The following is a 20,713-nucleotide window of genomic DNA, read 5'->3' as shown; positions in this document are numbered from 1 at the left end:
GCCTATTCCAGTGGAACCACTACATTGATCGTCGTTCCTGCGCCAAGCTCGGAGTCGACAGCAAACGATCCCCCCGCGATTCGCGCGCGTTCCTGCATGCTGATCAGGCCCAGGCCATCCGGACTTTCTGCGGCGTCTGCATCGAAGCCCACACCGAAGTCCCTTACCGTAAGCTTCAAACTGTGATCCACGCTTTGAAGGCCCACCTTCACATGCGTCCTGCCTGCATGCTTCGCTACATTCCGCAGCGCCTCCTGCGTAATTCGATAGATCGCCGTGGAAGCCTCGTCCGGCATGCTCTTCGGGATGTTGCGCGAAGAAAACGTAGCGGGCATTCCCTCTCGCCGGTCAAACTCCTCCACTAATGCGCGGAGCGCAGCCGCCAGGCCAAGGTCCTTCAGCACCTTCGGGTGCAGCCGATGAGAAAGTTCGCGAACATCCGTATTCAGTCCTTGCAGTTCCGTCCTCGCCGACTGCAGCTTCTCCGAAAAGTCCGGCGAATCCACCGAAGCGCTCACGCCCGACAGCAGCATGTCCAGAAAACTCAGGCGTTGACTCACGTCGTCATGCAGCTCGCGTGCCACACGCTGGCGCTCCTCTTCCTGCACGTGAAACAAATGGCTCGTCAGCCCGCGTAACTGCTCTTTTGTCCGGTTCAGCGTAAAGGCTGCTCTTTCCATCTCGTATTCCAGCGCCTCTTTCTGCTTCGAGATCTCCAGCTCCGCCTCACGGCGCAGCGTAATGTCCTCCATCACCAGCAGAAGCACCTTCCTCCCGTTTGTTCGTACAACCTGCCCCTTCACCACCACGGTCTTCCTTCGTGCTGTCTGGGAATCATGCTCAAACTCGAGCGTTGCCGTTGGATCATCCAGCAGCCTTTGCAACTGCTCGCCCATCGACTCAATCCCCCACAACAGCTTCACAAGATCCGGAAGCGATCTTCCCTCCAGCTCATTCGCGTCCATCTGTGACAGCTCGCGAAACGCGTTGTTTGCTGTCTGGATGGCACAGTTCTCGTCCAGTACGACGATCGGCACGGGGACGCCTTCAACCACTGCGCTCGTGAAGTGATGAGCTTGCAGAAGATGCTGTTGGCTGCTGCGTAGCTGATCGACATCCAAAAAGACGACGACCAGGCCCTCGATCTTGTTTTCTGCCGTCCGGTACGGCCGAACCCGCAGCAGGTACCACCGCCCTTCCCTGTCCTGCACCTCCAGCTCGCGCGTTCCCAGCGTCTCCAGCACCTCGCGCAGGATCGGCTCCAAATCGTCGATGCTCAGTTGGAACCGTATCTCGCTGATCGACCGCCCTACGTCTGCGGATCGAACGCTCAGCAGCCGCTGCATCGGTGGCGTAAATAGCCGAATGTGAAGTTCGTTCGTGAGCATCAGCAACGGAATGTTCACGCTGTTCAGCAGGTTCGTCAGATCGTTCCCCGTCTGCATAAGAACATTGTTCCGCTGCAGTAGCTCTTCGTTGACCGTCTGCAGCTCCTCATTCGCGGACTGCAGCTCCTCCTTCGTCGTCTCCAGCTCCTCGTTTGTGCTCTGCAGTTCCTCGTTCGCGGATTGGATCTCCTCGTTTACAGACACCAGCTCCTGGTTCCGCGCATCGCGCTCTTCAACCAGTGACTGCAGGTGGAAGCGTGTCGAGGTCAGGTCCTGCCGCAGCTGCGCAATCAGACGCTCTTTTTCATCCGTTGTCAGGTTCGACGCAATCACCTGTTCATTCGGCTTAACCTGATCGGTCTGCTGCTCCGGCTGAAACAGGACCAGGAAGCAGCGCGGGCGCTCGATGGCGCTCGTTATCGGCAGAACCTCGATATGAATGGTCTGCTGGCCCTTCTCTTTGTCCATCAGGGTTGACGTCGCTGTGATCGGCACGTTCTCCCGTATGGCGCGCTGAACCGCGTTTCGCGCTTCGGTGGCGACGCCGTCCTTCAACACGCGAAGCAGGTTCCAGCTCACGCCACCGGGCGTCAGCTCCAGGTAAGGTGCCGTATGTCCGCGCGACTGCCGCACGTTCATCTCTTCATCGACGATCAATCCCGCCGGTCCGAAGCGCGCCAGCACAATTCGGTCCGCCGCGCGCTGCAGCTCAAGCTCAGGCCACAGGTTGCTCTCCGCCTGCAGATTCAGGCCGGTCGGACGCGGCACCCCCGGCAACTGCGATATCGCATAGCTGCGCGGCAGATCGGCGATGTGCGGCAGAGCCGCGCCGGACTTCATGTAGATCCTGTTTTTCCGGTCTACCGTGCTGAAGAGGTCGCTGTAATCTCTTAATCCCTCTGACATGCCCAGCAGCATGTACCCGCCGGGTTCCAGCGCATAGTGAAACGTGACCATGACCTGTCGCTGCAGCGCCTGGTCGAAATAGATCATCACGTTCCGGCAGCTCAGAATGTCGATGTGCGAGAACGGCGGGTCATTGCAAAGAATCTGTCTGGCGAAGATGCACGTGTCGCGCACACGTTTTGACACCTGGTATCCGCGCTCCACCTTCACAAAGAAGCGCCGCAGCCGCTCCTGCGAAATCTCGTCGGCCAGCGTCTCCGGATACACAGCCAGCCTGGCGGCATCGATCGACTGATCGCTCGCATCCGTGCCGAAGATCTGGAGAGGAATGTCCAGACTGTTCAACGACATGTATTCGATCAGCGTGATTGCCAGCGAATATGCCTCTTCCCCGGACGAGCACCCTGCGCACCATACGCGCACCGGGCTGTCCGCCGGTCGATCCCGCAGCAGTGCCGGGAACACATTCTGCCGCAGCGACTCCCAGAATCCGGAGTCCCGGAAAAAGCGTGTCACGCTGATGAGCAGGTCCTCCTGCAGCAACCGCAGCTCATCCGGACGAACCTGCAGAAATCTGAAATATTCCGCCAGACTCTCTTTGCGCAGCAGCACCAGGCGTCGGATCATCCGCCGGCGCAGCGTCTCCGGTTTGTACTGCCGCAAGTCCAGTCCCGAAACGCTCCGTAACAACTGCAGGATTTTCTGGAACGAATATTCGTCGGACGGTGGGACAACCCCACTCTCCAGCGACCGCAGCTCGGGGCGTGAAAACTGAGCCGCAAGCCTGCCGAGTTCCACTCCAAGCTCGGCCGGTGGAACCACCAGGTCCACATGATCGGCCGCGATCGAGCTCCGCGGCATCCCGGGCTGCGCTGCGCTTCCCGGGCTTTGTACCAGCGCAATCCCGCCCTCTCCTTTAATCGCCTTCAGGCCGGATGCACCGTCCGAATCCGCTCCCGAAAGCACAACCCCGATCGCATGATTCTTCTGGTCGGCCGCAAGAGAACGGAAGAAGGTGTCAATGACGTGCGGGCCGCGGCCCGAGGTCCGCTCCTCGACATAAAACGCCCCGGCTCGAAGCTGTAACCTCTGCTCCGGCTGCATTACATACAGATGGTTCGGCTCCGGCCTCTCACCGTGCACCACGGCTCTCACCGGGATCCGCGTATATCTCTCAAGAATCTCCGTCAGATAGCTCCTGTGATCCGGAGCCATATGGGTCACCAGGACAAAAGCCATTCCCGTGTCTGGGTTCAGATTCTCCAGAACCTCGCGGAACGCGGTCAGCCCTCCCGCCGAGGCCCCAAATCCCACAACCGGATACGGCAAAGCGGGCGCCTGGTTCGCCTGGCCGGTCGACTCAACTGAAAGATCTGGCAAGCTCGCGCCGAGCTCCGCCTCTGCGATTTCGCCAGGAGGTGTCTGATCGGACTCGCTGGCCTTCTCTTCCAGGGCCGCCGCCGCCGCCAGAGCCCCAGCCTCCGCCTGTGAATCGTCCGGAAGCTCTGTTTCGGGGGACATGAAATCCTCTCTGAGCGCCCTAAGAATACACCTTCAATCTCCTGCTTATAGGACCACGACCCGCCGTAATCCCGGCTCAATCGGCGTCCATTGACTTGACAAACCCGCACCGGGAATCAGGCCTCGCGCCCGCAGGACATCATGGTTCGAATATCGGACAAAACATCAAAGTCCAGACCTAAAGTCTCTTTTCTGAAGACTTTGCGCAAAAAGTACGGGGGGGGAGGTACCCCACCCAAATCCCAAAAATCGCCGCACGGTATCCTTTCATCAGGCAAAAAAGGAGCGAGTTGAAATGCAGAATGAGCAGTCCATTTCACCCGAAGAGATCAACAATTTAGTGGACCGCTTCTACGCAAAGGTGCAGCTCGATCCCGAAATCGGTCCCATCTTCAATGCCGCCGTCGACGACTGGCCCGCACATCTCAGCCTGCTCAAGGACTTCTGGTGCACCGTCCTGCTCACCGAGCGCCGCTACAAGGGCGACCCCCTCGCCAAGCACCTGGAGCTATCCCTCGCCCCCCAACACTTTGCCCGGTGGCTGGCCCTCTTCGAGGAGACCGCGCGCGAAGTAATGGAGCCCCACCACGCCGAGATCGTCGTCGCGAAATCCCACCGGATTGCCGCAAACTTCAAGGCTGCCATCGCCTACAAGCAAGGCGAAAAGCAGGCTCTTCCCATCTTCCGCGCACCTGTGCCCTCAAAGCACTAGCGCTCCGCAATCAGGATCCGCAGATCGCGTACGTTGTTTCCCGTAGGTCCGGTCACAATCGTGGCGCCAAGCTGCGCGAGAAGCGGATAACTGTCGAATCGGTCGAGAGCTTCCTTGATCTGCTGCTGCGCGCCACTCATCATGTGAGAGTCGACCACAGCCCCCGCCGCGGGACTGCTCCCATCAATCCCATCACTACCCGCGCTGAGCACAGCCGTTTGAGCGGGAATGGTGTCCAGCTTCGTAGCGCAATAGAGCGCGAACTGTTGATTGCGCCCCCCGATGCCCGCATTCTCGCCGACGCTGACGAGCACCTCGCCACCTGAAATCAGAGCCACGCGCGGGTACTCGGCGCTAAGATCGCGAAGCCGGTCCAGCAGGTAGTTGGCGGCTGCTCGGTATTCCCAGTCATCGCACATGTTATTGATCACGACGTGAAATCCGCGCCCGCGGCACGCGTTTGCAGCAGCGAGGAGCATCGTTTCCGTCGAGAGCAGGACGCGGAAATCCGCGCGCGCAAAGCACGCAGCCCCCGCCTTCGGCGTCTCAGCCAGCTCCGCGCTTTCCAGGAAGGAGCGAACGCGATCGGGCACCTTATCCCGCAACTCTGGCCTGCGCATGAGCTCGAAGCAGTCCTCACGGGTGGATGAGTCAGGCAGCGAAGGGCCCGATCCGATTACGTCTTCCCTGCCCTCGCGAACATCGGAGATGAGCAGCGTGCACTTCGTAGCGTCCGCCGCGGCCTCGGCGAGCCTGCCTCCCTTGACTGCAGAGAGATGCTTGCGAAGCGTGTTCATCCCGGCGATGGTCAAACCGGAGTTGACCAGTGCGCGATAAAACGCGGCGATTTCCTCGCCAGTGAGAGTTGCGTCAAGCGGCAGCTCCAACATTGCAGAGGCACCGCCACTGATCAGGAAGAGGACCAGATCGCGTGCGGTGGTGTTCTTCAGCGCCGTCAGGATGTACTGCGCCGCTTCGCGTGCACTCGCGTCGGGGAAAGGATGACTTCCCTGCCACCGGCGAATGGGGCAAGAGAATTCGCCCATCTCGTTTGGCCCAACCACAATCGCCTCGACCGAAATTTCGTTTCCTGCGAGTGCGCCGAGCAGTATCTCAGCGCATGGCACCCCAGCCTTTCCGATAGAGATGACAAGAACGCGATCGAAGTCCGCCAGGCGGTAGCGCAGGTCGGTGACGCGAAGCACACCTTGCCGGCAGCTTACCGCGCGAGCCAGAACCTTGCGGACATCGATCGCGTCGAGCGTCTCTTGAAAGATCGTGCGGAGCATCTCGCGCCGCGCGGCGCCGCTGTGCTGCGGGTCACGCGACTGCGCTAGCTCTTCCACCCCATGCCTGCCAACACGCGGCGCTCGTACGCGATGCTCTCAGTGACGCCGGGCATCGGATCGTCGCCGTGAATTTCATACTCGAGGTCGACGTAGCCGGGATAACGCATCTTTGCGAGCTCGGCGAAAATTTCGCGGACGGGCATGAGCCCGCGGCCGACGGCCACCTGCGATTCCTTGACGTTGCGCTCGGCAAGATCTTTCATGTGGACGTCATGCAGGCGCGGGCCTGCAGCGCGAATCGCGTCAACCGGGTCAACGCCGGCGCGCATCGTATGGCCGACATCGATGCAGCAGCCCATGCGAACGTCCATACCCTGCACCGCCTTGAGCACGTCGAGTGGTGACTTCCAGATTTTGTCTTCGGGTCCGTGATTGTGCACGCCAATCGCGATGTCGTATTCCTTGACGAAGCGCTCGATGCGAGGAAGTACCTGCGGGGCTGGGTCGCCCGCGACAATCACCTTCACGCCGGCACGCTTGGCGTATTCGAACTTCGAGCGGATGTCTTCGTCTTCGTCCTTGGGGAAGTAGACGGTGCCGACCGCGGTGGGAGTGATGCCCGCGGCCTTGTAGTCATCGAGCGCCTTCTGCTCGTCGGCGGCGGAGGTCGATGGCAGATGGTCCTTCACGTCCTTGAGGTTGATCGTGGAAATATTGAGCTGTTTGAGAAATCCGATGAGCTGGGCGCGATCGAAGCTTCGGAAGGTGTAGCTGCACATCCCAATGCGGACGGGCGGATTTCCCGCGGCCGCGCCGGGTTGTGCGGTTTTGGCGAATGCGCGCGGCACCGCGGCGGCTGCAGCCGCCATTGCAGTGAGCGAGAGGAAGGTGCGCCGTTCGAGTGAATTGGTCATCGGCGAAATCGTACCATCGCGGAACCCGATTCGTCCCAAGCGCAAACAATATGTTGCACAGGTTTGCTGAAGATTTCCCATCCCCTAAACTTGAACTGTGGCAGATTCTCTTCAATCACAGCTTGACGCTATCACCGCGCAGACGCGCACGCTTGTGCAGCCGGAACGGCTCGCCATTACCGAGCAGGCGATTCACGATCTGCTTGCGACCGGGATTGAATCGCGCATTCTTCCTGTCGGTGCGCAGGCGCCCTCGTTCACACTGCCCGATGCACTCACCGGCAAGCCGGTACGGTCAGCGGATTTGCTTGCGCTGGGGCCGGTGATCATCAACTTCTTTCGCGGACGTTGGTGTCCGTACTGTGTAACAGAGCTGGAAGCGTGGGAGGCTGCGTACCCGAAGGTGCGCGGACGCGGCGCGCTGCTGGTTGCGATCTCGCCGCAGTTGCCGCGCCAAAACGACTTCACGGTACAACAGCACTCGCTCACATTTCCGGTGCTGTCGGATGCCGGATGCCGTGTGGCCGAGATGTTTGGAGTGGCGTACACGGTGCCCGAAGTGATGCGGCAGCATCTGCGATCGATCATGATCAACATTCCGTTTGTTCATGGCGATCAGGGGGAGGCGACGTGGCGTCTGCCGGTTCCGGCGACGTTCGTGCTGAAGCCGAATGCAGATGGGCAGGCGACGATTGCGTTTGCAGAGGCACATGCAGACCACCGCGTGCGGCCGGATCCGACGGACGTGCTGGCGGCGCTGTAGATCACGCGGCCTTGTCGAGAAGGCTGCGCTGCTCGAGCAGGCGCAGGAGCGCGCCCTCGTCTTTGCGGAGAGCGTTGGACTGCTCGCCAATCTCTTCTTCGAGCTCGGCTTTGGCCTCTTCGACGGAGATGCCACCCAGATATGCCTCGAGCACGGCGGGGTGCACGTAGCACTTTCTGCAGATGGACGGCGTGTTGCCGAGCTTCGCGGCGACGGATTTGATTGCGGCGACAACGTTCTTCTTGGCCTGCGTCTGATTCTCGAATGCGTCCATGCCGCGGAGCAGATCGCAGGCAAGGACGGAGCCGGCCCAGGTGCGGAAGTCCTTCGCGGTGAAGTGCTGGCCGGTGATTTCGCGAAGATATTCGTTCACGTCGGACGAGTCGATGGCGTGGCGCTCGCCTGCTTCGTCGACGTACTGGAACAGCTCATAGCCGGGAAGATCTTCGCACTGCTTGACGATGCGTGCGAGCCGGCGGTCCTGCAGGCTGACGGTATGGTGGACCTTGCTCTTGCCCTGGAAGCTGAATGTAACCTGCGAGCCGTTGACCTCGACGTGCTTGTTGCGCAGCGTGGTGAGGCCGTAACTGCCATTTTCCTTGGCGTATTCCTGGTTGCCCACTCGGATGTGCGTCTGTTCCATGAGACTCACGATGGTGGCGAGCACCTTCTCGCGCGGAAGGTTCGGGAGCGCGAGGTCGTTCTTTACTCGCTCGCGAATTTGAGGAAGAGCCCGGGCGAACTGGACCATGCGTTCGTACTTGGTCTCGTCGCGGACTTCGCGCCAGCGGGGATGGTAACGGCTTTGCTTGCGGCCTCGGGCGTCGCGGCCGGTAGCCTGAAGATGGCCGTTGGGAATCGTGCAGATCCAAACGCCGGTCCACGCCGGCGGTATGACGAGAGAGCGGATGCGGGCGAGCGTCTGCTCGTCGTGAATGGTCGCTCCGCCCGGCGCCGTGTAACGAAACCCCTTGCCGCAGCGGATGCGGCGAATGCCCGGCTTCGCGTCTGTGACGTAGCGAAGCCCCGCCGCCTGCGCCGATTCTTTCGGATCAGGCGGCTCCGCCAGTGGGTCCACCCGTAACTGTGTCATTCGAGCCCGCGTGGTCACCTGCTCACCCGAGAAACCTGCATTGGCAACTTGGATGAGGATTTGGAGCTATGCGCTGCCCAACCTGCCACCGGAAGTGCATTTGCCTGCTATGCTTTCGGGGCCATGAAGAAGATTTTTTATCCCGCACTTCTTCTTTGCCTTACCGCGTGCAACGCTCCGGCACCGACCAATACAGCTCCACCGCCGACTACGCGGCACAGTAGGGCGGCGAGGCCGCAGGCTACAGGGCCGCAGAACTTCGACTATTACCTGCTGAATCTGTCCTGGTCACCGGAGTTCTGCTACTCGCATGCGAGCGCGCCAGAGTGCGCACACCATGCGAGCTTCGTGCTGCATGGATTGTGGCCGCAGAACACCGACGGCAGCTATCCGCAGAACTGCAGCAATGCGCCGGGGCCAGCGGACCCTGCGCAATATAGCGATATTTATCCGGACCCGGGTCTGCTGCAGCATGAGTGGGAGACGCATGGAACGTGCTCAGGGCTTTCGGCAGACGATTTCTTCACGACGGCGCGTGCGGCGTTCCAGTCGTTCACGGCGCCTCCGAAACTGGCTCAGCTCAACGCGCAGATCTCGATGCCGCCGGATCAGATTCTTTCGCTGGTGCAGCAGAGCAATCCATCGATTCCGGCGAGCAGCCTGGTGCTCAGTTGCGGGAATAACTTTCTGACGGCTGTCGAGGTCTGCCTGGACAAGCAGCTCCACGCGATCGCGTGCGGGCCAGTGCGATCCTGCCGCGCGCGCACGGTGCGGATTCCACCACCGTAAAACGGCTTTATGCGTCGAGCCCCCTGGCGGTGTTCTAATGCAGGAGGCGCACCGACTTGCGCGGCACGAATTACGCACAACTCCCACTAATCCCAGAGGAGAAAACCGAGATGAGCGACGAATCCGTTTTTTTGACCGACCGTCCTGCATGGAAGGCTCTCCAAAGCCACGCAGACGCGATGCGCAACCAGACAATCAAGCAGCTCTTCGCCGATGACGCTAGTCGCGGCACCCGCCTGACTGCGGAAGGCTGCGGCCTGTTTCTTGATTACTCGAAGAACCGGATTACAGACGAGACGATCAAGCTGCTGATGCAATTGGCTGAAGAGTGCGGGCTACGTCAGCGCACCGAGGCGATGTTCACAGGACAGAAGATCAACATCACGGAGAACCGCGCGGTGCTTCATGTAGCGCTGCGTGCGCCCAAGTCGGAGCACATCAATGTTGATGGCGAAGACGTGGTTCCGGAGGTTCACAAGGTCCTCTTCAAGATGTCGGCCTTCGCGCACCAGGTGCGGTCCGGCCAGTGGCGCGGCCATACCGGCAAGCGCGTGAAGAATGTTGTGAACATCGGTATCGGAGGATCGGACCTGGGCCCGGTGATGGCCTACGAGGCGCTCAAGCACTACTCGGACCGGCATCTGAATTTCCGGTTTGTGTCCAACGTGGATGGGACGGATTTTGTCGAAGCGGTGCATGATCTGCATGCGGACGAGACGCTGTTTCTCGTCGCATCAAAGACGTTCACGACGCTGGAAACAATGACGAACGCGCACAGCGCGCGCGAGTGGGCGCTGAAGGGGCTCGGTGGCGACGAATCGGCGATCGCAAAACATTTTGTGGCGATCTCGACCAACGAGAAAGAGGTGAAGAAGTTCGGCATCGACCCGCAGAACATGTTCGGCTTCTGGGACTGGGTGGGCGGCCGCTACTCGATGGACTCGGCGATCGGACTGAGCACGATGATCGCGATCGGGCCGGAGAACTTCCGCGCAATGCTGAACGGCTTTCATCAGATGGACGAGCACTTTCGCACGACTCCATTTGAGAAGAATCTTCCCGCGCTGCTGGGCCTGCTCACGGTCTGGTACACGGAGTTCTTTGGCGCTGAGACGGTTGCAGTGCTGCCGTATGAACAGTATCTGAAGCGCTTCCCTGCTTACCTGCAGCAGCTCACAATGGAGTCGAACGGCAAGCATGTGACGCTCGACGGCAAAAAGGTGACGTACGAAACCGGCCCCATCTATTGGGGCGAGCCGGGCACGAACGGGCAGCACAGCTTCTATCAACTGATTCACCAGGGCACGCGGCTGATTCCCTGCGACTTCATCGGCTTCGCGCGCACGCTCAATCCGCTGGGGAAACATCACGATCTGCTGATGGCGAATGTGTTCGCGCAGGGCGAAGCGCTGGCCTTCGGCAAGACGGCCGAGCAGGTGAAGGCCGAGGGCGCGCCGGACTGGCTCGTGCCGCACAAGGTATTTGAAGGCAACCGACCGTCGAACACGATTCTGGCCGATGTGCTGACACCGGAGGTGCTGGGCCGGCTGGTCGCGCTGTACGAGCACTCGGTCTTCACGCAGGGCGTGATCTGGAACATCGATTCGTTCGACCAGTGGGGCGTTGAACTCGGCAAGGTGCTGGCGCAGCGGATCATCGGCGAACTGGAATCAGAGGACCAGCCGAAGCTGACGCACGACACCTCGACGAACAATCTGATCAACCGATACCGCGCACGCAAGTAGACGCGAAAAACAGGCAGGCAGAATGGGGCAGATCCCGCGATCTGCCCCATTCTCTTGCAGTCATGGCGGTGTGCGTTTATCGTTGAGATAGGACGGCTATCGTTCCGCCCCGATTGAAAGCCTATGAATACTGCTACGCTCTCCGCCCCTGCTCCTTCCACTGCAGCGACTCTCACGCCGAAGCCGAAGGTTACGCCCGCCGCTGCGCTTGAGGTCTATGCGGGTGATCCGAATTTCATGGCTTCGCTCGCGCGCGGCCTCGTAGTAATCCAGGCGTTCACGCCGCAGATGCCGCAGATGACGATCTCGCAGTTGAGTCTGCGCACGGGCCTGTCACGCGCAGCCGTCCGCCGTTGTCTTTACACACTGTGCAAGTTGGGCTTCGCTGGCGCGGACGAGGCGCAGCGCTATTCGCTGCGGCCTAAGATGCTGACGCTCGCAAACACCTACACCGCCACAAGCACACTGGCGAATGCTGCACAGCCAATCCTGGAGCGGATGTCCGCACAGCTCGGCGAGAGCTTCTCGGTGGCGACGCTGGACGGCGATGACATTGTCTATATTGCGCGGACTACGGTTACCCGCGTTATGTCGGTAGATCTGCATATTGGCTCGAGGCTGCCGGCCTTCTGCACAAGCATGGGGCGCGTGTTGCTCGCATATCTGCCGCAGGATCAGCTGGAGCAGTATCTGGCGCGCGTGCAGATGGTGCAGTACACGCCCAAGACGATTACATCCGTGGATAAGCTGCGACTGGCCCTGCGCAATGTTCGCCGAAATGGCTATGGCCTGTGCGATCAGGAGTACGAGGTCGGACTGCGCTCGCTGGCCGTTCCGGTGCAGGCGCCAAACGGCCGCGTCGTGGCGTGCGTGAACCTGAGCGGACATGCGCCGCGCATGCCGATGCTCGAGATGCAGACGCGGTTTCTTCCGCATCTACGCGCAGCGGCAGCCGAACTCAGCGTCTTTCTACGCTAATCATCATCATCCTTGTGCTTCGGATGCTTCTCGAGCAGCATCGCGGGCGGCGGCTGCGCGCCTTTTGCATCCTGCCAGAGAATCAGATTCAGCTTGTCCGCCGGTGCGCGGTCCGCATGCGTGAAGTCCATCTTCATGGACGCAGCTGCGCCAACGGCGTTCGACTTGTTGGCCGTGTAGATAAGGCCGTTGTCACGGTTTGAGTAGTCAGCGTCGAATGGCGGCTGATCGCCTGGCCCCATGAAGAGCGTTGAGATGAGAGACGCAAAGGCGTCGTTGTTATTCATCGGGGGGACACCCAGAAGAGTCTCCATGGTGCGAATGATGCTCACCGTCGAATAAAAGCGGCTGTCAACGACGGCGGGGTCGCCGGGCTTCGGATGCGGAGCGTATTTGCTGATGACCAATGCCGTGGAACGGTGGGCGTCCACGTGGTCGGCACCGTTCTGGGCGTCATCTTCGAGGATGAAAAACGCCGTGTCGTCCCAATAAGCTGAGTGCGAGATCGCATCGACTGCGATGCCGACCGCGAGATCGTTATCCGCAACAGAAGAGCGCGGTGTAGGTCCGCCGGGAGTTGTGCCGCCAGTGTGATCGTCGGGCAACCGCAGCAGAATATAATCCGGCATCGTGTCATGCCCTGCTGCACGGTCCTTTTTCCATTGCTCAAGATGGCGAAGGAAGACTGCGACGCGGATCTGATCCGGAATGCGCAGGTTGAAGTCAGGCGATTCCGGCGCGTAATGACCCACGAGCTCCGGCTTCGTGGCAATGTCCGCGGCAAGGCGCGGTATTGCCCACGGCCATAGATTTTTTCCGCCGCCCCATTCTGCGGGCAACGGTTCGCCTGGCTTAATGCTGGGCGAGGGACAGAGCGTCTCTCCGCCTGATGCAGCGCCCTGCTTGGGGTCCTGCGAACGAATCTCGCGAGCCCGCTCCACTGCTTTGCGGTCTCCGCAGAATATCGACGAAACATATTCCGCGAAGTGATAGACGGACTTGCCGTGGGAGGCGAAGTTGCTCCAGATGTAGCTGGTGGCCGGCTCATTCACGTCAGGAATGTGCTGCAGCAGCGGATATCCATCCGCGACCATGCCTTCGTAGTCGTAGGTGCGCTCTCTTCCGCGATAGTTGATCTGCCATGTCTTCTCGAGGTAATCGGTGCCGATCGCGGCAGTCGACCACACGTGACCTTCGCCGGAGACTTCGCCGGAGTCGAAGAAGTTATCGAGCACACCGAATTGCAAGGCCAGCTTGTGCTGATTTGGCGTAATTGTCTGTCCATACATCGTCAGCTTCGGATCGCCGTTACCGACAGGGCGGCCGTCCTTCTGGAGATCGCCGAGGATCTGATCGTAGGTGCGGTTCTCCTTGATGATGTAGATCACGTGCTTGATCGGACTGCCGCCGCCTGCGAATGTGATGGTCTCTTGCGCCGCTCGCATGCGATTGCTGTCGAGCACCGTTTCGGTGGACGCCTTCAGATTGGATTCGATTGCCTGATCCGACAACGATGCGAGCGAGCCATGGATCAGTGTGGGTGCATACGTGAAGCTGCCTTGCGGTGATCTCGCAGTCCCCGGATGCGCGGCGGCCGCTTGAGCCATGTTGTTTGGGCCTGTTCCCTTGCCTTTGTCGGTCGCAACGTAGAGCGTGCCGCCGGAAAATACAAGTGCAGTCGGCATCAACTCTGTCGGAACAAATCCGAGCGGCTGAGCCATGCCGCGTTGGTTGTCGATCGGCTTCGGGTGACGGGGGTCGATGACCGCAACGGCGTCAGAGCCCAGGTTTGCGGCATACAGCCGCGTTCCGTCGGCGTTTTCTGCAAGAGCATCCGGCTCAGCGCCGAAGTAACTCTGCCCCGGCAGGCGGGTATCGAAGTAGCCGGCAATCGACAGCTCGGGATGATGATGCCGATCACTGACGCGAACGGCTGCCACCGCGTCACGGTTCGCTAGCGCAACGTACAACATGCCGGCTCGCTCATCGAGCAGAAGAGCGCACGGATGCGATCCCGGAGCTGTGGGCGAGTGCGCCTTCATCAAGTCGATTCGACGAACGACCGTTCCGCGTTCCAGATCAAGCTCGTCGACCTCGCTGGCGTTCCACAGCGCGACGAAGGCACGCTTGCCATCACTGCTTACCGCAACAGCGATCGGATAAGTGGACGGAACGTAGGAACCGGAGCTGAGATCGAAGGTGTGCTCTATCGCTCCGGTGCGTGCATCAAGCACGACCACGCTATCGGAAAGGTTCTCGGCAACGAGCAGCCGCTCGTGCGCGCCGGGAATTACCGCGATTGCGGCCGGGAATGGAATGCCTTTTCGGCCGCCACCGGCCGCAAGCAACGCGGTCGTCTTGCCGGCGGCAAGTGGCACAAGGGGCAACTTCAACAGGCGCTCCGGCTTGAGAACACCCGCTGCGAAGCTGAATACGGCCACACCATTGCCGGTGGCGTGCAGAGCGCCTGGTTCCGGATTGGTTGAGGATGCAAGGCTCGCATAGACATGCGTTCCGTCGCCGCTGAACGCGAGTCCGGAGAAGAATGTCTGCAAGGCATGCAGTGACACACGCTCGTCGGGCACATCCTGCACGTCGCCGGTACTGGTGTTCAGCACGGAGAGTGATTGCATGTAATCGGACTCCACAGTCCCGTAGCCGGCATTGAGCGACACCACCCACTTGCCATCGGGCGACACCGCAAGCGAGATTGGCAGGCTGTTGACGCGGCGCGGATCGCCGGGCGCTGGTACAAACAATTGCTTGCTCGTCGGCAGATCAATCCGATCGGCCGAAGTCTGCTGTGCGTGGCACAGGCTCGGGGCAGCCATAACCGCAAAGCAGCCCAGAATGACCAGTTGAGGCACTTCTGCAACGAGTGTGTTACGTCGGAAGATCGGCATTACAAAAGTCTTACACAAGCTTCTTCACCCGACATGTATGGTCAATAAAGAAGTTCAAGAAGGGCTACGGCATTGATTACAACGGCAACACAAGAGCGCGAGCAAACGATCTCCCCTACCTCGGCTTCCGTCCTCGAATTTCCTCCCCTTTCCAGCGAAGCCGACCGGTTCGCATCGGTACGTGAGACCAGCCAGCGCCTGAAGCAGGATTTGCGGATGGGGCGCACCTATCAGCAAGGCCGCATCAACTGGATCACCAGCCTCTTCATGGGGGCGTTCCACGTTGGCGCGATCGCCGCGCTGTTCTTTTTCTCCTGGAAGAACCTCATCGTCGCCGCGGTCATGTACTTCTTCGCCATTAACGTTGGCATCGGCATGGCCTATCATCGCCTGCTGACGCATCGCGGATACAAGGTTCCGCGCTGGCTCGAGTACTTCCTCACCGCTTGCGGCACCATGGCGCTCGAGGGTGGACCAATCTTCTGGGTCGCGACGCACCGCGTCCACCACCAGAACTCTGATCACGAAGGCGATCCTCATACCCCGAACGAGGGCACGTGGTGGGCACACGCGGGCTGGATTCTTTCCGGGCGCGCACTGCATTCCGAGACCGCATTGCTCGGCCGATATGCTCCCGACCTCACGCGTGACCGCGTCCAGGTATGGCTGTCGAAGTATCACTGGCTTCCCCTGACGATCGCGGGCATTCTGCAAGTTGCGCTCGGCGCCGCACTCTCCCCCGGCCACCGCCTTATCGGCGCCTTCAGCATGTTGCTATGGGGCACGTTCCTTCGCACAACCCTCGGCCTGCATGCCACGTGGCTCGTCAACTCCGCCACGCACATGTTCGGATCGCGCCGCTTCGAAACGCGCGATGACTCGCGCAATAGCTGGTGGGTCGCGCTTCTCACCGGCGGCGAAGGCTGGCACAACAATCATCACGCCCACCCCGTCAGCGCACGGCACGGACTCGCGTGGTACGAGTTCGACGTGAACTACTACGGCATCTGGGTCATGGAGAAGCTCGGTCTCGCAAAGAGAGTGCAGATCGCGAAGTTCGATCCGAACAATCCGCGACCGGCTGGTGCATAGACCGATCAGTTTCAAGAAGGCCGCCCCCGGGCGGCCTTCTTCATCTTCAGTCCCCCGTGGAAGCGCCTGCCCGTATACTCCTGAGCAAGGATGAACCTCACACGCCGCCGCGGAGCCATCGCTTTCTTCATCACGCTGGGTGTTTGCCTCACGGCTCTGGCCATAGCGTTGAACGTTACGTGGGTGCACATCAACGGGCGCCGCATTGCCCTTGACGTACTTGGCGTGTTTCTCTTCGCGATCCTTATCGCCGGAGTGGTTCTCAACACAGTCTTTCTGGTTCGCGAGATCCGCCGCAACGAGCGCCAGGATTCGTTCCTCAATGCCGTGACTCACGAGCTGAAAACTCCCATCGCGAGCATCCGTCTATATCTGGACACGTTACAACGTCATCCCGGCGATGACTCGCAGCGCCAGCGCTTCTACACCACCATGCGCTCAGATACCGACCGTCTTCTCGCCACTGTGGAGCAGGTGCTGAAAGCCGGCGAACTTGGCCAGCGCGAGCGCGTGCAACAACGCAGTCGAATCGAGCTGAAGACGCTGGTTGCGGAATGCATCGGGATTACGCTCACGCGGCATCATCTTCCCGCTGAGGCAATTCAGATGGACGATGTCCCCGGCAATGTGAAGCTGTTCGTTCAAGCCAATCCGGAGGACCTGCGTACAGCGGTTCTGAATCTTCTGGATAATGCCGTGAAGTACTCACCGCAGGGCGTGCACGTCCGATGCCGGCTTATGATCGAGCACTATACTTGGGCGGTGCTCACGATCACCGACAGCGGCCTCGGCATCCCGGCGCATGATTTGCGCCGCATCTTCAAACGCTTCTATCGAGCGGCATCGAATGATCGCGTGAAGATTAAAGGCACAGGACTCGGGCTCTTCCTCGTTCGAACGATCGTGCGCCAACACGGAGGCGATGTGCGCGCTCTGAGTGAAGGTCCAGGCAAAGGTTCAACGATGGTCCTGAAGCTGCCGCTTTCGATCGGCAATTCGACCAGTTAGCGCGAGGCCCGCACCTGTCTTCGATAGAGGAACAAGATCATCGCTGCTGCGAGGCTGAATAACATCCACGTCGCGGGCTCGGAGGTCTTCGGAATGTCCGTGGGGGTCATCGGATCGATATTGAAGTTCATCCCGCTGTAAACATCGTCGAAATCAATCGATCCCGCAGAGTATGAGGCGTTGAACAGCAGTGACACCGGCGTGTTGTAGGGCACGATAAATGTCCCGGTCAGCGGGACACCAGCATTCAGATCACAGGTCTCGGTCACACCGGCGATGGTGATACTGCAAGGCCCGAACACTCCCCCGCCGCCCTCGCCGTATCTATAGGAATCAGCGGTCCAGATCACCGTGCCGTTCCCCGTACCGCCAGTCAGCACATAAGTTCCGTCAATCGTGAACGAGAGGTTCGCCTCGGCTATCGTCGACATACCGGGTTGCGCGGGGTTCTGGTACGAGGAGAGATTCACCTGCATCGACGCAGTCAGCGGAGTCACCGATGCATTCAGCTGAGCCTGGCCACCCGTTACGCTTGGCGAGACGCAGGCGAGCGAGATAGACGTTGAGCTCGACGAGCTCGATGAGCAGACACTGCTATTCAGGTTCTGATTACTGACGCTTCCGGAAACGATCTCATCCCCGTGTGCGCCGGCCGCTATCGCGATGCCAGCCAGCAAAACGGCCGCATTTATCGATCTCATAAGGTATTCCCAGTTCCACTCTAGTGATCACTGGGCTGACGACAATACGATGAATGGGGGATCGGGCGCGCGTTAGATGCATACCCGCAGAGGCAACCAAATCAACTAGATAGCTTGAGGATTTCGATGAATCGCCGGGCGGAAGCATTGGAGCGGGAGACCGGGATCGAACCGGCGACATTCAGCTTGGGAAGCTGACGTTCTGCCACTGAACTACTCCCGCTCAGTGCACTGATTATAAGCTACCGGCGTTGTCGCCTCATTGTCGAAGTTTCAGGTTGTCGGAATCGAAGGGGTGCTGCTGCGCTAGCGCATGGAGTCGAGAGCGCGATTGAGATCCAGCACATTCACCACAGGTTCTCCCAGGAGGCCGAACTGTCTTGGGACTACATGCTCCATTACTAGTTGGCGGATCGCTTCCTCGGATTTCCCGCGCTCGCGTGCGACGCGCTGGACCTGGTAAAGCGCCGCGGCGGGCGTGATATCAGGATCAAGACCAGATGCGGATGCGGTAACCAGATCGATGGGCACGGGGGCTCCGTTGTCCTCCTGTTTAACGCTCGCCTGGACGCGGTCGATGAGCGCTTTATTTGTCGGCGCCAGGTTTGATCCAGACGATGAGGACGCGTCGTAGCCTGTGCCAGCCGCCGATGGACGGCTATGGAAATACCGCGGCCCTGTGAAGGGCTGTCCAATCAGATCGGAGCCGACCACGTCTCCATTCTGAACGATGAGCTGTCCATTCGCGTTCGCGTGGAAAATGACCTGCGCAAGGCCTGTGATCAAAAACGGATAAACCAGGCCGAGAACAACCGCGGTGACAAGCGTGTAGAGACAAGCGGTCTTGATGTAGGTCTTCATGAGTTCCCCTCAGGCAAGATGCAGCGCCGTAATCAGCATGTCGATGGCCTTGATTCCGATGAACGGCACGATGATGCCGCCGAAACCATACACGAGCAAGTTGCGACGAAGCATGGCAGCGGCGGACATGGGTCGATAAGCGACGCCTCTCAGAGCGAGCGGAATGAGCGCGACAATGATTAGCGCATTGAAGATCACAGCGGATAGAACCGCGGATTGAGCGTTGTGAAGATGCATCACGTTCAACGCGTTGAGCACCGGAAAAACTCCAGCGAACATTGCCGGAATGATGGCAAAGTATTTCGCGACGTCGTTCGAGATGGAGAACGTCGTGAGCGCCCCGCGTGTCATAAGCAATTGCTTCCCGATTGCCACGATCTCGATGAGCTTGGTCGGATTGGAGTCGAGGTCGACCATGTTGCCGGCTTCTTTGGCCGCCTGCGTACCGGAATTCATGGCCACACCGACATCTGCCTGAGCGAGCGCGGGCGCGTCATTCGTGCCGTCACCCGTCATCGCTACCAGCTTGCCGTCCGCCTGCTCTCGCTTGATGAGATCCATCTTGTCTTTAGGTTTCGCTTCCGCAAGAAAGTCGTCGACACCGGCTTCGTAGGCAATCGCCGCGGCCGTAAGTGGGTTATCGCCCGTGATCATCACGGTGCGAATGCCCATGGCGCGGAGTTGGTCAAAACGCTCGCGCATACCACCCTTCACGATGTCTTTCAAATGAATGACACCGAGAGCTCGACCGTTCTCGGCCACCACCAGGGGTGTTCCACCGCTGCGTGCGATCTCTTCGACTGTACGGTGAACTTCCTCCGGCATCTGTGAACCGTGCTCTTCCAGATAAGCTCTGATCGCGTCGACTGAGCCTTTACGAATACTGCGGCCGTCCACTTCGATCCCGCTCATACGCGTCGTCGCGGAGAACGGAATGAACTTCGCATCGAGTTGGGCGAGTTCCCTGCCGCGCAGGTTGTACTGCTCCTTTGCAAGGATCACGATGGATCGTCCCTCCGGCGTCTCATCCGCCAACGAGGAGAATTGTGCGGCGTCGGCCAGCTCCTCTTTTGCAACCCCAGCCGCTGCCAAAAAATCCGAAGCCTGGCGATTTCCGAGGGTGATGGTGCCTGTCTTATCGAGCAGAAGCGTGTTCACATCGCCGGCCGCCTCAACTGCCCGGCCCGACGTGGCCAGCACGTTGTGTTGTACCAGGCGGTCCATCCCCGCGATTCCAATGGCCGAAAGCAAGCCTCCAATCGTTGTTGGGATCAGGCAGACGAGAAGCGAGATCAACACAAAGATTGTTTGGGGAGCACCGGAGTAGACGGCGAATGGCTGCAGCGTGACAACTGCCAGCAGGAAGATGATTGTTAACCCTGCAAGCAGAATGTTGAGTGCGATCTCGTTCGGTGTCTTCTGGCGTTCAGCACCTTCGACCAGCGCGATCATCCGATCCAGAAAGGTCTCGCCCGGGTTCGAAGTAATGCGGATGACGATCACATCTGAAAGCACGCGCGTTCCGCCGGTGACAGCCGAGCGGTCACCGCCGGCTTCACGAATGACGGGCGCGGACTCTCCGGTGATCGCGGATTCGTCTACCGAGGCGACACCTTCAATCACCTCGCCGTCGCCAGGAATCATCTGGCCTGCTCTGACCCGAACGACGTCCCCTGAACGCAGCATCGAACTCGGAATCTCTTCAATGGCATCTCGAACGACACGGTAGGCCGTGGTCTCCGACTTCGCTTGGCGCAAAGCGTCAGCCTGTGCTTTGCCGCGGCCTTCGGCCATGGCTTCGGCGAAGTTTGCGAAGAGCACAGTGAACCAGAGCCAAAGCGTGATCTGGAGGTTGAAGCCAAAGTGTCCGCGACGCGCAAGAGCATCGCTTATCAACAGCACCGATGTCAGGACACTGCCAACCTCCACCACGAACATTACGGGGTTTCGCATCATCGTGCGTGGGTTGAGCTTGGCAAGAGCGTCGATGAACGCGCGACGAACAATAGCGGCATCGAAAAGTGACCAACGTTTGGCTTGTGTGGCCATC

At 59.8% G+C, this 20,713-nt stretch carries 15 protein-coding genes and 1 tRNA gene; 7 read left to right on the top strand and 9 right to left on the bottom strand.

What is annotated here, in order from left to right; genetic code table 11:
- Nucleotides 1–2: 2 nt before the first annotated feature.
- Entirely contained in the window at nt 3–3,815 is a 3,813-nt protein-coding gene (locus VGU25_04500; GenBank protein ID HEV2576452.1) for a CheR family methyltransferase, read from the bottom strand.
- 295 nt (nt 3,816–4,110) lie between these two features.
- Here VGU25_04500 and VGU25_04495 point away from each other — a divergent pair, with 295 nt between their 5' ends.
- Nucleotides 4,111–4,527 carry a group III truncated hemoglobin gene (locus VGU25_04495; protein ID HEV2576451.1) on the top strand — a complete coding sequence of 139 codons (417 nt, stop codon included), beginning with the start codon at nt 4,111–4,113 and terminating at the stop codon, nt 4,525–4,527.
- Here the strand turns inward: VGU25_04495 and VGU25_04490 are convergent.
- Together VGU25_04490 and VGU25_04485 are read right to left on the bottom strand one after the other, a co-directional pair.
- On the bottom strand, nt 4,524–5,873 hold the full coding sequence (locus tag VGU25_04490) for a DUF4147 domain-containing protein (GenBank protein ID HEV2576450.1): 1,350 nt from the start codon (nt 5,871–5,873) through the stop codon (nt 4,524–4,526). The two genes, VGU25_04495 and VGU25_04490, sit on opposite strands and share 4 nt — an antisense overlap.
- Nucleotides 5,861–6,730, bottom strand: a complete 870-nt coding sequence (locus tag VGU25_04485; GenBank protein HEV2576449.1) for a sugar phosphate isomerase/epimerase — start codon at nt 6,728–6,730, stop codon at nt 5,861–5,863. The genes VGU25_04490 and VGU25_04485 overlap by 13 nt, the downstream gene beginning before the upstream one ends.
- Before the next feature lie 97 nt (nt 6,731–6,827).
- On the opposite strand from VGU25_04485, the gene VGU25_04480 reads away from it, so the two are divergent.
- A complete protein-coding gene (locus VGU25_04480) occupies nt 6,828–7,493 on the top strand; it encodes a peroxiredoxin-like family protein (GenBank protein ID HEV2576448.1) in 666 nt (221 codons plus the stop codon).
- Between the two features lies 1 nt (nt 7,494).
- Here the strand turns inward: VGU25_04480 and VGU25_04475 are convergent, their stop codons facing one another.
- Complete coding sequence (locus VGU25_04475; GenBank protein ID HEV2576447.1) at nt 7,495–8,586, bottom strand: DNA topoisomerase IB; 1,092 nt, start codon at nt 8,584–8,586, stop codon at nt 7,495–7,497.
- 123 nt (nt 8,587–8,709) lie between these two features.
- On the opposite strand from VGU25_04475, the gene VGU25_04470 reads away from it, so the two are divergent.
- From VGU25_04470 to VGU25_04460, 3 genes are all read left to right on the top strand, one after another.
- Entirely contained in the window at nt 8,710–9,375 is a 666-nt protein-coding gene (locus VGU25_04470) for a ribonuclease T2 (protein ID HEV2576446.1), read from the top strand.
- Between the two features lie 110 nt (nt 9,376–9,485).
- Complete coding sequence (gene pgi, locus VGU25_04465) at nt 9,486–11,120, top strand: glucose-6-phosphate isomerase (protein ID HEV2576445.1); 1,635 nt, start codon at nt 9,486–9,488, stop codon at nt 11,118–11,120.
- Nucleotides 11,121–11,243: 123 nt separating this feature from the next.
- Nucleotides 11,244–12,098, top strand: a complete 855-nt coding sequence (locus VGU25_04460; GenBank protein HEV2576444.1) for an IclR family transcriptional regulator C-terminal domain-containing protein — start codon at nt 11,244–11,246, stop codon at nt 12,096–12,098.
- On the opposite strand, the gene VGU25_04455 is transcribed toward VGU25_04460, so the two are convergent.
- Nucleotides 12,095–15,001 (bottom strand): phosphoesterase, encoded by a 2,907-nt coding sequence (locus VGU25_04455; GenBank protein ID HEV2576443.1) that lies wholly within the window; start codon nt 14,999–15,001, stop codon nt 12,095–12,097. The two genes, VGU25_04460 and VGU25_04455, sit on opposite strands and share 4 nt — an antisense overlap.
- A gap of 216 nt (nt 15,002–15,217) precedes the next feature.
- Between VGU25_04455 and VGU25_04450 the strand changes: the two genes are divergently transcribed.
- Nucleotides 15,218–16,093, top strand: coding sequence for a fatty acid desaturase (locus VGU25_04450; GenBank protein ID HEV2576442.1), 876 nt, complete (start codon nt 15,218–15,220; stop codon nt 16,091–16,093).
- 90 nt (nt 16,094–16,183) lie between these two features.
- Complete coding sequence (locus VGU25_04445) at nt 16,184–17,101, top strand: HAMP domain-containing sensor histidine kinase (GenBank protein HEV2576441.1); 918 nt, start codon at nt 16,184–16,186, stop codon at nt 17,099–17,101.
- On the opposite strand, the gene VGU25_04440 is transcribed toward VGU25_04445, so the two are convergent.
- The 4 genes from VGU25_04440 to kdpB all read right to left on the bottom strand — a co-directional run bounded on the left by VGU25_04440 (nt 17,098) and on the right by kdpB (nt 20,712).
- Complete coding sequence (locus VGU25_04440; GenBank protein ID HEV2576440.1) at nt 17,098–17,802, bottom strand: hypothetical protein; 705 nt, start codon at nt 17,800–17,802, stop codon at nt 17,098–17,100. The two genes, VGU25_04445 and VGU25_04440, sit on opposite strands and share 4 nt — an antisense overlap.
- A gap of 148 nt (nt 17,803–17,950) precedes the next feature.
- Nucleotides 17,951–18,025: transfer RNA gene (locus tag VGU25_04435), tRNA-Gly, on the bottom strand.
- Between the two features lie 83 nt (nt 18,026–18,108).
- Nucleotides 18,109–18,663, bottom strand: coding sequence for a potassium-transporting ATPase subunit KdpC (gene kdpC, locus VGU25_04430; GenBank protein ID HEV2576439.1), 555 nt, complete (start codon nt 18,661–18,663; stop codon nt 18,109–18,111).
- A 9-nt stretch (nt 18,664–18,672) separates the two neighbouring features.
- A complete protein-coding gene (gene kdpB / locus VGU25_04425) occupies nt 18,673–20,712 on the bottom strand; it encodes a potassium-transporting ATPase subunit KdpB (protein ID HEV2576438.1) in 2,040 nt (679 codons plus the stop codon).
- Between the last annotated feature and the right edge of the window lies 1 nt (nt 20,713).

The sequence above is a fragment of the Acidobacteriaceae bacterium genome (genome assembly GCA_035944135.1).
GTDB lineage: Bacteria > Acidobacteriota > Terriglobia > Terriglobales > Acidobacteriaceae > Granulicella.
The sequence above is the reverse complement of the archived record's forward strand: the minus strand, read 5'-3'. Positions and strand labels throughout refer to the sequence as shown.

What these genes read in the sequence shown, in the direction of transcription:
- VGU25_04500 (HEV2576452.1), bottom strand. Translation starts at nt 3,815, where the DNA reads ATGTCCCCCGAAACAGAGCTTCCGGACGATTCACAGGCGGAGGCTGGG.
- VGU25_04495 (HEV2576451.1), top strand. Translation starts at nt 4,111, where the DNA reads ATGCAGAATGAGCAGTCCATTTCACCCGAAGAGATCAACAATTTAGTG.
- VGU25_04485 (HEV2576449.1), bottom strand. Translation starts at nt 6,730, where the DNA reads ATGACCAATTCACTCGAACGGCGCACCTTCCTCTCGCTCACTGCAATG.
- VGU25_04475 (HEV2576447.1), bottom strand. Translation starts at nt 8,586, where the DNA reads ATGACACAGTTACGGGTGGACCCACTGGCGGAGCCGCCTGATCCGAAA.
- VGU25_04470 (HEV2576446.1), top strand. Translation starts at nt 8,710, where the DNA reads ATGAAGAAGATTTTTTATCCCGCACTTCTTCTTTGCCTTACCGCGTGC.
- pgi (HEV2576445.1), top strand. Translation starts at nt 9,486, where the DNA reads ATGAGCGACGAATCCGTTTTTTTGACCGACCGTCCTGCATGGAAGGCT.
- VGU25_04460 (HEV2576444.1), top strand. Translation starts at nt 11,244, where the DNA reads ATGAATACTGCTACGCTCTCCGCCCCTGCTCCTTCCACTGCAGCGACT.
- VGU25_04455 (HEV2576443.1), bottom strand. Translation starts at nt 15,001, where the DNA reads ATGCCGATCTTCCGACGTAACACACTCGTTGCAGAAGTGCCTCAACTG.
- VGU25_04450 (HEV2576442.1), top strand. Translation starts at nt 15,218, where the DNA reads ATGGGGCGCACCTATCAGCAAGGCCGCATCAACTGGATCACCAGCCTC.
- VGU25_04445 (HEV2576441.1), top strand. Translation starts at nt 16,184, where the DNA reads ATGAACCTCACACGCCGCCGCGGAGCCATCGCTTTCTTCATCACGCTG.
- VGU25_04440 (HEV2576440.1), bottom strand. Translation starts at nt 17,802, where the DNA reads ATGAGATCGATAAATGCGGCCGTTTTGCTGGCTGGCATCGCGATAGCG.
- kdpC (HEV2576439.1), bottom strand. Translation starts at nt 18,663, where the DNA reads ATGAAGACCTACATCAAGACCGCTTGTCTCTACACGCTTGTCACCGCG.
- kdpB (HEV2576438.1), bottom strand. Translation starts at nt 20,712, where the DNA reads ATGGCCACACAAGCCAAACGTTGGTCACTTTTCGATGCCGCTATTGTT.